Source organism: Acidobacteriota bacterium (genome assembly GCA_004299485.1).
In the GTDB taxonomy this organism is placed as follows: Bacteria; Acidobacteriota; Terriglobia; order Terriglobales; family SCQP01; genus SCQP01.
On sequence record SCQP01000002.1, the window covers coordinates 291,435 to 305,117 of the forward strand.

Consider the following 13,683-nt stretch of genomic DNA (forward strand, 5'->3'; position numbering starts at 1 on the left):
CTTTCATGAAGAAGATTCTGCTCTGGAAATCAGTGTTCATCGTGGTCGTGGTGGTGATCTGCATTCTCGCCGTCACCGGCATCCCCAATGGCCTCGGCTGGTCGGCCTGGAAGCAATCCATCGTCAGCCGCGTCCATCTCGGTCTCGACCTGCAGGGCGGCACCCACCTCATCCTCCAGGTGCATGCCGACGATGCGGTGCGCGCCGAAACCTCGCAGGCCATGCAGCGGCTGCGCTCCGACCTCACCAGTCACGGCATCGCCTTTGCGGCGCTCGTCCAGCCCGACCCGCAGGGCCAGCCCCAGCGTCTTCAGCTCACCGGTCTCGACGAGCGCCACGCCGGTGACTTCAACAACCTCGTCCAGACCGACCTCGGCTCCGACTACACCGTCACCCACGCCGGCAACGGTGCCTATACCATGGATCTCAATTCTGCGGCTGCGGCGCAAATCCGCAGCCGTGCCCTCACCCAGTCGATTGAAACCATCAGCAACCGCATCGACGCGCTCGGCGTCACCCAACCGACCGTGCAGGCCCACGGCCTGGGCGCTTACCAGATCCTGGTCCAGCTACCCGGCATCACCGATTCAGCGCGCGTCAAGGAAGTCATGCAGGAGACCGCACAGTTGCAGTTCCGCCTCGGCATGGCCGGCCCCTTTCCCAGCGCCGCTGCCGCCCGCGCGCAGTACGGCGGCATTCTGCCCGAAGACAGCGTGATCCTGCCCGGCAAAAACATCGGCGGCGCTTCCAACTCCACCAGCGGGGAATGGTATGTGGTCTCCCGTTCTTCCCCGGTGAGTGGCAGCGATTTGCGCGACGCTCAACCCGGCGTGGATCAGTCTGGCCGCATCGACGTCAACTTCACCCTCACTACCGCCGCTGGCAGACGTTTTGGCAACTTCACCGCTGCCCATATCAACCAGCCCCTTGCGGTGGTGCTCGACAACAAGGTGCAGGAATACGCCACCATTCAGCAGCGGATCGACGATCAGGGGCAGATTACCGGCAGCTTCAGCCAGCAGCAAGCGAACGATCTGGCGCTCATTTTGCGCTCCGGCGCTTTGCCTGCCAGCATCAGCTACATTGACGATGAGTCCGTCGGGCCGTCCTTGGGTGCCGATTCCATTCGCGAAGGCGTGCTCGCGGCCCTGGTGGGCTTCTTGCTCGTCGCCGGCTTCATGCTGGTCTACTATCACGGCGCCGGCATCAACGCTGTCGTCGCGCTGGTGTTGAACCTGGTCATCCTGATGGCCTTCATGGCCGTCACCAACGCCACACTCACATTACCCGGCATTGCCGGCATCATCTTGACCATCGGTATGGCCGTCGACGCCAACGTCCTCATCTTCGAACGAATACGTGAGGAGATGCGCCATGGCAAAAGTGTGCCTGCTTCCGTCGACATTGGCTTCCGCCAGGCCTTCATCACGATTCTGGATACCCACGTCACCACCATCGTGAGCGCCGTCTTCTTGTTTTTGTTTGGTACCGGACCCATTAAGGGATTTGCCGTCACCCTGATTGCCGGTCTGCTCGCCAACCTGTTCACCGCTGTTTACATTTCGCGCGTGATCTTCGATTACGTGCTCATGCGCCAGCAAGGGGTGCGAGGAGCGAAATTGAGTATCGGATAAAGCCCAGCGGCTCTCAGCGGTCAGCAATGCAGCCGGCACAGGGCTGCAGCAAGCTGATCGCTGATGGCTGATCGCCTTGGTACGCAGAGGCAGGGAACAAATTACACCCGCTCGGGGTCAGAAGGTGGTGAGGGCAACTCACCAGCCCACTCCGGGCGAGCGCGCTAGCGCTTGGAATATTTAAGGGCTGGAAATGGAATTTTTTCGCGAAACTGACATCGATTTTCTGGGGAAGAAGTGGTATTTCCTCACCGTAACCATGGTTCTGTTCGTGATTGGCATGGTTGCGCTGGCGATCCACCACGGACCGGTTATGGGGACCGATTTTACAGGCGGCACGGAAATGGACATCAAGTTCAGCCAAACTGTGCCCACTGCCAAAATTCGTAGCGCCTTGGGCGCCGCCAAGCTCGGCCAGGTGACCATCGAGCCCGTCGGTCGCGCCGGTTCGGATGAAATCCTGATCTCTTCACCGCTCTCTTCGCTCAACCAGGCTGACCTGGAAAAAAGCAAGGACGATATCCTCGGCATTCTCTACGGGGTCCTGGACGTCAACGCCCAGGGCAAGCAGGACTTGAACAACGTCGGCGTGTCTTCCTTCACCGCCTGGCTTATGCAGAAGGACCCCTACGGCTATATCGGCCTCGGCGAGCAAGCCGCGCAGACCCGCTATCAGGCGCTGGCTACCGAGCTGCTCTCGACCCGCCGCGATAAGCAGTACGGCGGCCTGCTGCCCAGCTTCAACGCGCTGGCCGTCGCGCCCGGCAGTCCGCAAATCGCGCAGCAGGCCAGCCAGAGTTTCTTCCTCGCGCCCTTTTCCGTGCGCTCCACCAGCATCATCGGTCCGCAGGTGGGCTCGCAGTTGCGCGGCCAGGCGCTGCGCGCCGTGCTCTATTCTCTGGCGGCGATGCTGATTTATATTGCATTCCGCTTCGAGTTCATTTATGGTTTGGCGGCAGTGGTAGCCGTATTTCATGATGTGCTGATCACGCTTGGCATGTTTGCGCTGGTCCGGCTACCCATTGACTTGACGGTTGTGGCGGCATTTTTGACCTTGATCGGCTACTCCATGAACGACACCATCGTCGTCTTCGACCGCGTGCGGGAGAACCTGCCCATCATGCGGCGTGACAGGTTGCCGAATATCGTCAATCGCAGTATTAATCAGACCTTGAGCCGGACCGTGCTGACCTCCGGTTTGACCTTCCTGTCCGTGCTGGCATTGCTGGTCCTGGGCGGTCAGGCGTTGCGCGGTTTTAGTTTCTGTATGACGTTCGGTATTTTAGTGGGTACGTATTCTTCGATTGCGGTGGCGGCGCCGATGATGGTGGCTTACATCGAATGGCGCAATCGCCGGCAGCGTCCGCTGCGTGCCGCTGCCTTGAGTGGCTCGCGCAGCGCTGCGCCTGTGGGCCGCAAGCTGGAAAAAGTGGGGCGTTAACCGCGGCAGGGGCCGCAGGGGGAACTCATGTTCGAACAAAGTTTGGTCGAGACCACGCGCAAGGCCAGCACCAAAAAGACGCTGACCATGTTGGCCACCCTGGTGGTCGAGGTGGTCGTCCTGGCGATTGTGGCGATCGTTCCACTGATCTACTACAACGTGCTGCCGGCCTCCTCCATGACGGCCTTTCTCAACGCGCCGCCGCCTCCTCCTCCTCCCCCTCCTCCTCCTCCTCCCATGCCGAAAATCGTAGTGCACCGGCTGGTCAGCGTAGTCAACACCAACAATCAGCTCATCGCGCCACGCAAAATTCCCGAGAACATCGCCCACATCGTCGACCAAGGCGCGCCCCCGCCGGTCACCTCGGCCGAGCTGTCCGGCCCGCCCAGCTCCGTCCTTAGCGGCTTGATCCACACCGCGGCCGCGCCGCCGCCACCGCCTCCACCGTCCAAACCGATTCCCGTCGGCGGTGACGTACAGGCCGCGCTTTGTATAAGCTGTCCCACGCCGCAGTATCCGCCCATTGCCCGTCAAGCTCACATTCAAGGTTCGGTGGTCCTGCAGGCCCTCATCGGCAAGGACGGACGGGTGAAATCGTTGCAAGTCCTCAGTGGCAACGCCATGCTCGTGGGCGCGGCCAAAGATGCGGTGCTGCAGTGGCGCTACCACCCTCTGACTCTGAACGGCCAGGCGATGGAAGTGACTACGACCATTACCGTGAACTTTAACCTCGGTGGTTAGCGTCTGACAGACCGACAGACCGTAAGACCGACAGACTTTAATTTCAAACGTCCGAAAGGAAACTGACCCTCATGCTTTACGCAATGTTCATGTGGCTGCAAAGCGGCGAAATGCAATCCGGCGCCCTCGGCATGTGGCGCACTATGGGCTGGCCGGCCCGCGCCGTCGTCATCGTGCTCTTCATCATGTCGGTGCTCTCCATCGCCGTCATGGTCGACCGCTATCTGCGCTATCAAAGCGCCAAAAAGGAATCCCGCGTCTTCGCCCCCAAGGTGGCCGGCGCCCTCAAGCAGGGCCGCCTCGATGAAGCCATCAAGGTCGCCGAAGTCCACAAGAAGAGTCACTTGGCCAAGGTGGTCAGTGCTGGCTTGGGTGAATTCCAGGCGCATCAGGGCACCACGGAAATCAGCGGTGACGAAATCGAAGCCTCCCAGCGCGCCCTGTCTCGCGCCCAGGCGATTGAGCACAACGAGCTCAAACGCGGCCTCGGCATGCTGGCCACGGTGGGTGCGACGGCTCCGTTCGTCGGACTGTTCGGCACCGTGCTCGGTATTATCGACGCCTTTACCAGCATCAGCGTCGAGAAGACCACCGGTCTGAGCGCCGTCGCCGGCGGTATTTCCGAAGCTCTGGTCACCACCGCTATCGGTCTGATCGTCGCCATCCCCGCCGTCTGGGCCTACAACTACTTCAGCGGCAAGGTGGATGCGTTCGATATCGAGATGGACAACTCCGGCAGCGAGCTGCTCGATTACTTCCTCAAGCAGATGGGCCGCACCACGGCACGCAAGTAACACGCCGGCCAGCGGACGGACGTTCCGTTCGCTGGCCGACGCGCCTAGAGCAAAGGAGGAAACCCAATGGCTTGGCACGCAAAAGAACAAAGTATGAGCAGCGACATTAACGTCACGCCGCTGTGCGACGTGATGCTGGTGCTGCTGATCATCTTTATGGTCATCACGCCCATGATGAAGCAGGGTACGCAGGTGCAATTGGCGCAGGCGGTGAACCCGATGACCTTGCCGAACGCTGACAAGGACAATGCGGTGGTCGTGGCCGTCAGCCACGATGGCCGCATCTTCCTGGGCAACAATGAAATCGGCGGCGCCCAACTGAGCGATCAGATCCAGCAGGACCTGAAGAATCAGCTCGACAAGATCGTCTTCGTCAAGGCCGACAAAGCCGCACAGTTCCTGGTGGTCGCCAACGTGGTGGACGATATTCGCTCCGCCGGGGTACAGAACATCGCGCTGGAAACGCAAAAAGTCGATAAAGCTAACCTGCCGCCCAGCATGCTGGGGCAGTAGGAGAGGAGTTCGCTATGTCAATGTCCGTGGGGGGCAGCAAGGGCGGCCCCAGTAAAGACATCAATATCACCCCGCTGATCGACGTCATGCTGGTGCTGATCATCATCTTCATGGTGATTCAGCCGTTGCATCCGAGCGGCTTGCATGCGCTCGTGCCGCAACCCAACAAGTCGAAGCAACCCAAGACCAGCCAGCGCACCATCGTGGTGCAGGTGCTCGATCACGGCTTGGTCAAAATCAATCAAACTCCAGTCACCTGGGACACGCTCGGGCCCGAGCTATCGGCTATTTACAAAACCCGCGCGGAGAAGGTGCTCTTCGTCAAGGGGGACAACGACATTCCCTTTGCCCTGATCGCCCACGTCATTGACATCACCAAGGGCGTGGATCCCTCGATCACCGTCGGAATTCTGACGCCCAAAATGGAAGCCGGACAATGACGGGGAAAGCTGCGGCTATGAAAAAATCTCTCACTCTTTTGCTGACGCTGGTACTGACGGGGCTCGTGTTTTTTGCTGCGGGCTGCCAGAAACTGCAAGCGCGCGATCAGCTCAATCGCGGCGTGGCCTCTTTCAAAGCGGCGCAGTTCAATGAAGCCGTCAGCCATTTTCAGAACGCCATCAAGCTCGATCCCACGCTGGTCAACGCCAAACTCTACCTGGCTACCGCTTTCCAGTCCCAGTTCGTGCCCGGATCGCCCGCGCCCGACAACATGGCCTTTGCCACCAACGCGCTGGATACCTACAAGGAGGTTCTCGATCAGGACCCCGCCAATGCCAACGCCGTCGCCGGCATCGCCCGCCTCAACTTCGATATGGGCAACCTGGAACAGGCGCGCACCTATTACCAGAAGTCCCTCGAGCTTTCGCCTAAGGACCCCACCGCCTATTACACCATCGGCGCCATCGACTACCAGGAGACCCATCCGAGCATCCTGCTGCAGCGTAAATCGCAGGACATTACCGATCTCAGCGCGCCTCTGATCACCAAAAAGTCGACCCGTGTGGAGCGCCAGGCCTGCGAAGATCTCGCCACCCAGTACACCAGCAAACTCGATGATGGCATCAACCAGCTCAAGAAAGCGCTTGAGCTGCGCCCCGGCTACGCCGATGCCATGACCTATCTCAACCTGCTCTACCGCGAGAAGGCCGACCTCGCTTGCGGCAACACCACTGAGCGCGATGCCAACCTGAAGATCGCCAACGATTACGTCTCGCAGGCGCTCGCCGCCCGCAAAGCCCAGGTCGCCGCTGAGAATGCCAAGAACTCTAGCGGCGTCGTCGAGCAGCTACCGACCAAACCGAAGGGGCAATAGGGTCTTCAGTTCTCGGTCTTCAGTTCTCAGTTGCTCCAGGCACCCCGCGGCGCTCCCGCGGGGTGTCGAGTTTGGCGCGCCCGAACGGATAACTGAAAACTGACAATCCTTTGCTAAACTGAACCCGTGAAGCACCGCCGTTCGCAGGATGGCTACGCCCTCCTCGTCATTCTCCTCGCTCTCTGCGTGCTTGTGATTGGCTTGACTAAGGCGGCCGTATCGTGGGGCACCCAGATCCGGCGCGAGCGTGAGGCCCGCATGATCGACCACGCGCGCCAATACACCGAGGCCATCAAGCGCTATTACCACGCCTACGGTCATTACCCGCCTTCCATCGACGCCATGCTGCAGGAGGACACCAAAGGTGAGCGCTATCTGCGTCAGGAGTTCCTTGATCCCCTGAACATGGCCGACGGCGGCAAATTCCAGCTCCTGCGCTATGGCCAGACGGTCCCCGCGGAAATTGTCGACCAGGTCCCGTCGGCGGCGCTGTCCCAGAGCCAGCAGCCCGGTGCGCTCGGCGGCGGCCTGACCGGCACGCAGCCGCCTCAAAATCCCTCGGGAGGAACTACCGCGGGCAGCACCGGCGGCGGCCTGAGCGGCGGAATGTCCGGCGGTGCCGGCGCCAACGGCATCGGTAGTGGCCCCATCATCGGCGTCGCCAGCCTCGCGAAGCAGCCCGCCGTACATGCCTTTAACGGCTTTGACGCCCCCAATCACTGGCAGTTCGTCTATAACTACGCTACCGATCCTTCGTTGCGCCGCGGCTTACCTGGCGCCGTTCCCGGTGCCCATCCCCAGCCCAAACCCTCAGGGGGTACAGGGATTGGCGGTGGTTCCGGTAACCGGTAGGTAGTCGTAATAGCTCGTCACCTTGCTCCGCGTCAGATGATCGAACAGCAGTACCGTGGCCTGCAAGTGAAAGTCCGCTTTTTTCGGCAGCCACACCCCCGGCTGCACCCGTTCCAGCTCCAGCAGAAAATCGGCGTGATGGATGGTCGCCAGCATGCCCAGCAGGTAGCGCACCGGTCTCGTCGACTCGATCACCATCCGCACCACATGCTGGTCTTTCGCATCCACGTACACTTCGCCGCGGGAATGCAAGAGTAGTTTTTCCTCGCGGCTGCGGGCATGAACCTCAGGGTTCGGCACCGCGTCATACACCCACGTCGCCCGTCCGTTCCACAGAATCGTGTGTGGATTGGTATATCGGTAATCGTGCGCCAGCCGCGCAAACGGATAACTGTGGCCACCGAATTCCATTACGCCCAACACTGGCGGTTGGCGTTTCGCCGTTGCCGCCGCCCGCTCGCAGGCGCGTGCGTGCTCCGCGCTGCGTTCCTCGTTGTTCAAGGTGCGGCTGTCGAGCGCAATAGTTTCGCTTACCGCCCGCCCTCGCACGTACCACACGGATAGCGTCCGCCCATCCATCTCCCGGTCCTTGCGCGTGATGACGTGCTCGCGGTGCGTGTACCCCAGCAGCACCTGCTGATCTCTTTGAAACGCCTCGGTTAGCCGTTGCTCCAGGGTCGGCGTCGCCGGCGGCGCCGGCGGCAACCCCTGCGCCCCGCACAGCAGCCCGCAGAGTGGCATCACCAGGCTGATCCGCTGAATCGCTGACAAGCTGAGCCCGCCTAATGCGAGAGAAGTACTGCTTCCGCCGTGGCCACGCTGCCTTCGCCCTCGTCCGCATGGCTGCCCGAATCCACCGGGCGGTAGTACAGGCTGTTGGCGTCCAGAAAAACTTCCAGGAACGCCGGCCGCTTGAGCGAGCCCTGAATCAGCAGTTCCGATAGCGGGTCTTCGATATAACGCTGCAAGGCCCGCCGCAGCGGCCGTGCGCCGTAATTGCGGTCGAGGCAGGTCTTGTCCACGATCCACTTCTTCGCCTCGGCCGTGCAGGTCACGGTCACGTCGCGCTGCGCCAGGTGTTGATTCATTTGCTGCACCAGAATCTCGACCACCTGCTGCAGATCGTCTTCATTCAGCGACTGGAACAGAATGATCTCGTCCAGCCGGTTCAGGAATTCGGGGTTGAACAGCCGCTTCACTTCCTCGCGCACCTTGTCTTCAATCTGGGCAGCGAGAAGCTCTTCGTTGGCGCTCTGGAAGCCCATGTGCATGTGCTTCTCCAGGTGCCGCGCCCCCAGGTTTGAGGTCATGATGATGATCGTGTTCTTGAAATCGACGGTGTTGCCCAGTCCATCGGTGAGCTGTCCGTCCTCAAAGACCTGCAGCAGCAGGTTGAACAGGTCCGGGTGCGCCTTCTCGATTTCGTCCAGCAGCACCACGCAATAGGGCGAGCGCTTCACCCGTTCGGTGAGCTGGCCGCCCTCTTCATAGCCGACGTAGCCCGGAGGCGAGCCGATCAGCTTAGAGACCGAGTGCTTCTCCATGTATTCCGACATGTCGAAGCGGATCATCGACTTCTCACTGCCAAACAAAAACGCCGCCAGCGACCGCGCCACTTCCGTCTTGCCCACGCCCGTCGGCCCCAGAAACAGGAACGATCCCACCGGCCGGTTCGGGCTCTTCAGCCCCGCGCGGCTCCGCCGGATGGCACGCGCCAGCGCCGAAATCGCTTTTTCCTGCGAAATCACCCGCTTGTGCAGTTCCTGCTCGATACGCAGCAGTTTCTGCATCTCTTCCTCTTTGACGGCATGGACTGGCACGCCCGTCCAGCGCGCCACCACATCTTCGATATCTTCCCGCGTGACCACCCCGGCCACGGTGTCGTCGATCTGGTATTTTTCCCGAAGTACCCGCAGATTGTCCCGTTCCTTGCGCTCCTCGTCCGAATAGAACCGCGCCTTCTCGAACTCGTGGTTGGCGATCGAGGCGTTCATCTGGTGATTGATGACCTTGAGCTGCTTCTGCACCTCGGCCAGATCGCCCGGCACGCTCGTCTGCCGCAGCTTCACCCGCGCTCCGGCCTCGTCCAGCAGATCAATCGCCTTGTCCGGCAGGAACCGGTCCGGAATATATCGGCTGGAATGGAACACGGCGTATCGCAGCGCTTCATCCGTATAGCTGACCGCGTGGAACTTTTCGTAGCGGTCCTTGATGCCGTTCAGCACCTGCACCGCTTCCTCTTCATTCGGCGGTTGCACCTTCACCGCCTGGAAGCGCCGCTCCAGCGACCGGTCCTTTTCAATGCTCTTGCGGTATTCGCCCGGCGTGGTCGCCCCGATGCACTGAATCTCGCCGCGCGACAGCGTCGGCTTCAGGATATTGGCGGCGTCGAGCGATCCCTCGGCCGATCCCGCGCCTACCAGCGTGTGCAGTTCGTCAATGAAGATGATGATGTTCTGGTTCTCGATCAACTCCTTCATGATCGTCTTCAGCCGCTCTTCGAACTGGCCGCGGTACTTTGTGCCCGCCACGATCAGCGACAGATCCAGCGCCAGGATGCGCTTTTCCGCCAGGAACGAGGGCACCTCGCTGTCGGCGATCTTCTGTGCCAGCCCCTCCACAATCGCGGTCTTTCCCACTCCTGGCTCGCCAATCAGCACCGGGTTGTTCTTCGTCCGCCGGCACAGAATCTGAATTACGCGCTCGATCTCGTGCTGTCGTCCCACCAACGGGTCGAGCGACCCATCCACTGCCGCCTGCGTCAGGTCGCGGCTGAACTCCAGCAGCAGGGAAGACTCCTTGGGCCGGTTGCCCGCCCGGTCCGGCGCCGTCCGCGCCAGCTCTTCGCGCACTTGCGCCAACCGCAGGCCCCGGTTCTGCAGCAATTCGGCCGCGAAGCAGCGCTCTTCCCGCAGGAGTCCCAGCAGCAGGTGTTCGGTGCCGATATGTTTGTTGCTAAGCCGTTCCGCCTCTTCCGCCGCATAGTTCAGAATCCGCTTGCATTCATGGCTCAGCGGCAGATCCACCGAGGTCGAGCCTTTCTCACGCGCCACCGTCCGCGTCTCGATCTCCTTCCGGATCGCCTCCAGCGAGGCGTGGCTCCGTAAGAAGCGGTTGGTGAGCGCCTTGTCCTCACGCAGCAGTCCCAGCAGCAAGTGCTCGCTCTCAATATAGGGGCTGCCGCATTGGCTCGCTTCATAGCGGGCGAAAAAGATTACACGCCGGGCTTTTTCGGTGTAGCGCTCGAACATAGTTCTACTCGCTTGGGTTGGCTGGCACGGGTTCCTGGGTTAGGCGTCCTTCGCTCAGCCGCAGAATACGGTCGCAGCCAGACGCCTGTTGACGGTTATGGGTAACGATCAGCGAGGTCAAAGCTTGTTCCCGGTGCAGGCGCCGCAGCAGCGCAAACACCGCCGCGCCTGCCCGCTCGTCCAGATTTCCGGTAGGTTCATCGGCCATCAGAAAGCGCGGCTGCCCCACCAGCGCCCGCGCCATGGCCACCCGCTGCTGTTCTCCCCCAGAGAGTTCTCCCGGCCGGTGCGTGGCGCGCGCGCCCACGCCCACCCGCTCCAGCCACTCCTGCGCCGTGCTCTGCGCTGCGCTGGGCGCATGCCCGGCGATCAGCAGCGGCATCATCACGTTTTCCTGCGCGCTGAATTCCGGCAGCAGGTATGATTGCTGCCAAACGAAGCCGATCTCCCGGTTGCGAAACTCCGCCAAGGCATCTTCTCCCATGCTTGCGAGCGATCTTGCTCCGAAGTATACGTCACCGCTCGAAGGCCTGTCCAATCCGCTCAGCAGATGCAACAAGCTGCTCTTGCCCGTCCCGGATTCGCCTACAATCGCCACCATTTCTCCTGCTTCCACTTCCAGCGATAAATCCTCAAACACCACCAGTTCGCCCACTCCCGAGCGGTACCGCCGCGCCAGCCCCTCCGCTCGCAGTGCCGTCTCCAGCCTCTTTGCTTTAGATGCCGTATCCAGCGCTTCGACTCGCACAACTCCATTCTAGCGGTTCAGCGTATCAGCGGTTCAGCGGTTGAGCGGCTCCGCCATTCGCCCGCAGGCGCCGTACCCGGCTGATCCGCTGATACGCTGATAAGCTGTTCTCGTGAGCTTTCCCGGCTTCGTCGCCTCCCGCTACCTCCAGCCGCGCCGCCGCCGCGGCGTACTCTCCATCGTGGCGGCCATCGCCATCCTCGGTTTTGCCGTCGGCGTCGGAGCCCTCATTCTCGCTCTTTCCGTGACCAATGGCTTCCGCGATGCGATTCAGACCGAACTCGTCGGCGCCACCGCCCAGGTCAATCTGCTCCCCCGCATGCCCACCGCCATCCCCGACTATCCCTCCTTGCTGGACAAACTTGCGAAACTTCCGCATGTGGCTGCCGTCGCCCCGGTCATCTACTCGCCCGGCCTGATCAGCTACGGCGACCAGAACCATGAGGTCGTGCTCAAGGGCATCATTCCCAGTCAGGAGCAAAAAATCGGTACGCTGCTGACGCATCTCACCGCCGGCAGTCTTACCCCTTTGGAACAGAATCCCAAAGGCTACAGTATCGTCCTCGGTCAGGCCCTGGCCAACCAGCTCGGTGTCGCTCCCGGCAGTTGGGTCCAGCTCTACGTGCCCAACGCCGTGCTCACCCCCATGGGTATGACCGGCCGCCGCACCGAATTCCAGGTCGCCGGTATTTTCAATTCCGGCTATCTCGATTTCGATAGTGCTTGGGCGTTTACCTCGTTCCAGGCCGCCCAGGCCCTCCATCCGCAAAACCAGAGCAACTGGGCCAGCGACATTGAGTTTCACCTCGACGACATCTACCAGGCGCCGCAGGTCGCCCAGGCCGCCGAAGCCATCGCCGGCCCCGCCTATACCACCACCACCTGGATCTCGGAAAACAAGCCTATCTTTCAGGCCCTCCAGCTCGAGCGCCTCGGTACTATCATCGTCATCGGTCTGGTGGTGCTCGTCGCCGCGCTCAACGTGTTCATCATGCTCACCATGCTGGTTATGGAAAAGCGCAAGGAAATCGCCGTGCTGCTCTCCCTTGGCGCGCGCCGCCGCCAAATCCGCCAGATTTTTGTCTACCATGGCGTATGGATCGCCGCCCTCGGCACGGCTGCCGGTCTGCTCGTGGCCTACCCCCTCGCCTGGGCTGCCAATCGCTTCCAGTGGATTCATGTCTCTTCAGAGGTATATCCCGTGAGCTACATCCCCTTCCACGCCCATGCCCTTGATGGCGTGATCGTGGCCGTCCTCGCGCTCGTCATCGCCTGGATGGCCACCCTCTATCCCTCGCAGCGCGCCCTCGCCGTTTTGCCCGCCGAAACCCTGCGCTATGAATAAGGACGGCGGCTGGCGACTCTGGCTGTCGTGTCAGGCCGGGCGCGTCGCGCGAACACCCGCTTCGCGCTGGCTCATTCCCGGCTTCGCGCATCACTATCGCATCCCCCGCGACGAAGCCGTCATCCCCGTCGGCGGCTTCGCCAGCCTGCAGCAGTTCTTCTGCCGGTCGCTGCGCCCGGAACTGCGCCCCATTGCTTCCGATCCCGGCGTCCTGGTCTCACCCGCCGATGGCCTGATCACTGCCGGTGGCTCGATCGTCGCTGGCGAGCTGCTCCAGGCCAAGGGCCACACCTACTCTATTGGCGAGCTGCTCGGCGACGCCGCCCGTGCCGAAGCCTTCCTCGGCGGTTGCTACGCCACTATCTATCTCGCCCCCGCAGACTACCACCGCGTCCACGCCCCCGCCGCTGGCGATCTCGTAGAGGCCCGCTATATTCCCGGTGCGCGCTGGTCGGTCAGCCCCCGTACCGCCGAGCGCGTGCCCCGTCTGTTCGCCCAAAACGAGCGCCTCATCAGTTATCTCGACACCGCCCTCGGCCCTGTTGCGGTTGTCATGGTCGGCGCTTGCTTGGTGGGCGCCATCCGCGTCAATTACGACCCGCTCTGGAACGCCGGTCCCGGTCCCCACGTCGCCGACCGCCGCCGCTACGACCCCGCTCTCGCCTTCACCCGCGGCCAGGAACTCGCCCGCTTCGAATTCGGCTCAACCGTCATCTTGTTGGCCGCTCCCGAACTCGGCGCCTCCCTCTGCGCCTCCTCCGGCACCCGCGTCCTCATGGGCGCCCCCCTCATGCGTACCGTGAACCCCGCGGAAATCAGCCCTCCAGCGGCACCCGAATGTTTGCCTTGACAACTGCGGGGGGGTAGCGTGGTGGCCGTGGTGCAGAAAAGCATTACGAGGGGATGAAAATGAAAATGGTTAAACGCGTCGTGACTATGGCGATCTATATCAGTGCAGTAGCGGCAATCGCTGTTGGACTGATGCAACCCGCATTTGCTCAAGGGTCGTGCTGCCGGACTTGTGCTTACGGATGCACGTTGTACGGGGT

13 protein-coding genes are annotated in these 13,683 nt (G+C 61.7%); 10 read left to right on the forward strand and 3 right to left on the reverse strand.

The genetic code is table 11. The annotated features are described in order from the left end of the window. Nucleotides 1-5 precede the first annotated feature (5 nt). From secD to EPN33_04235, 8 genes are all read left to right on the forward strand, one after another. On the forward strand, nucleotides 6-1,634 hold the full coding sequence (secD, locus tag EPN33_04200) for a protein translocase subunit SecD (GenBank protein ID TAN24028.1): 1,629 nt from the start codon (nucleotides 6-8) through the stop codon (nucleotides 1,632-1,634). Nucleotides 1,635-1,827: 193 nt separating this feature from the next. Further along, nucleotides 1,828-3,075, forward strand: a complete 1,248-nt coding sequence (secF, locus tag EPN33_04205; GenBank protein ID TAN24029.1) for a protein translocase subunit SecF — start codon at nucleotides 1,828-1,830, stop codon at nucleotides 3,073-3,075. Between the two features lie 27 nt (nucleotides 3,076-3,102). Beyond that, a complete protein-coding gene (locus EPN33_04210; protein TAN24030.1) occupies nucleotides 3,103-3,816 on the forward strand; it encodes an energy transducer TonB in 714 nt (237 codons plus the stop codon). A gap of 143 nt (nucleotides 3,817-3,959) precedes the next feature. After that, nucleotides 3,960-4,610, forward strand: a complete 651-nt coding sequence (locus EPN33_04215; protein ID TAN24095.1) for a flagellar motor protein MotA — start codon at nucleotides 3,960-3,962, stop codon at nucleotides 4,608-4,610. A gap of 66 nt (nucleotides 4,611-4,676) precedes the next feature. Beyond that, nucleotides 4,677-5,123, forward strand: a complete 447-nt coding sequence (locus tag EPN33_04220; GenBank protein TAN24031.1) for a biopolymer transporter ExbD — start codon at nucleotides 4,677-4,679, stop codon at nucleotides 5,121-5,123. Nucleotides 5,124-5,137: 14 nt separating this feature from the next. Further along, the gene (locus EPN33_04225) at nucleotides 5,138-5,563 is read left to right on the forward strand and encodes a biopolymer transporter ExbD (GenBank protein TAN24032.1); all 426 of its coding nucleotides are present in this window, start codon (nucleotides 5,138-5,140) and stop codon (nucleotides 5,561-5,563) included. Next, complete coding sequence (locus EPN33_04230) at nucleotides 5,560-6,438, forward strand: tetratricopeptide repeat protein (protein ID TAN24033.1); 879 nt, start codon at nucleotides 5,560-5,562, stop codon at nucleotides 6,436-6,438. Before EPN33_04225 ends, EPN33_04230 begins: the two co-directional genes overlap by 4 nt. A 126-nt stretch (nucleotides 6,439-6,564) precedes the next feature. Beyond that, nucleotides 6,565-7,290, forward strand: coding sequence for a hypothetical protein (locus tag EPN33_04235; GenBank protein TAN24034.1), 726 nt, complete (start codon nucleotides 6,565-6,567; stop codon nucleotides 7,288-7,290). Here EPN33_04235 and EPN33_04240 read toward each other — a convergent pair. Genes EPN33_04240 through EPN33_04250 form a run of 3 tightly spaced genes read right to left on the reverse strand, consistent with a single transcriptional unit; the run spans nucleotide 7,249 to nucleotide 11,247 of the window. Beyond that, nucleotides 7,249-8,061, reverse strand: a complete 813-nt coding sequence (locus tag EPN33_04240; GenBank protein ID TAN24035.1) for a hypothetical protein — start codon at nucleotides 8,059-8,061, stop codon at nucleotides 7,249-7,251. The two genes, EPN33_04235 and EPN33_04240, sit on opposite strands and share 42 nt — an antisense overlap. An 11-nt stretch (nucleotides 8,062-8,072) precedes the next feature. Then, nucleotides 8,073-10,541, reverse strand: a complete 2,469-nt coding sequence (locus EPN33_04245) for an ATP-dependent Clp protease ATP-binding subunit (GenBank protein TAN24036.1) — start codon at nucleotides 10,539-10,541, stop codon at nucleotides 8,073-8,075. Nucleotides 10,542-10,545: 4 nt separating this feature from the next. After that, on the reverse strand, nucleotides 10,546-11,247 hold the full coding sequence (locus EPN33_04250) for an ABC transporter ATP-binding protein (protein TAN24096.1): 702 nt from the start codon (nucleotides 11,245-11,247) through the stop codon (nucleotides 10,546-10,548). 154 nt (nucleotides 11,248-11,401) lie between these two features. On the opposite strand from EPN33_04250, the gene EPN33_04255 reads away from it, so the two are divergent. After that, entirely contained in the window at nucleotides 11,402-12,634 is a 1,233-nt protein-coding gene (locus EPN33_04255) for an ABC transporter permease (GenBank protein TAN24037.1), read from the forward strand. Further along, nucleotides 12,627-13,484, forward strand: a complete 858-nt coding sequence (gene psd / locus EPN33_04260) for a phosphatidylserine decarboxylase (GenBank protein ID TAN24038.1) — start codon at nucleotides 12,627-12,629, stop codon at nucleotides 13,482-13,484. The genes EPN33_04255 and psd overlap by 8 nt, the downstream gene beginning before the upstream one ends. The last annotated feature ends 199 nt before the right edge of the window (nucleotides 13,485-13,683 follow it).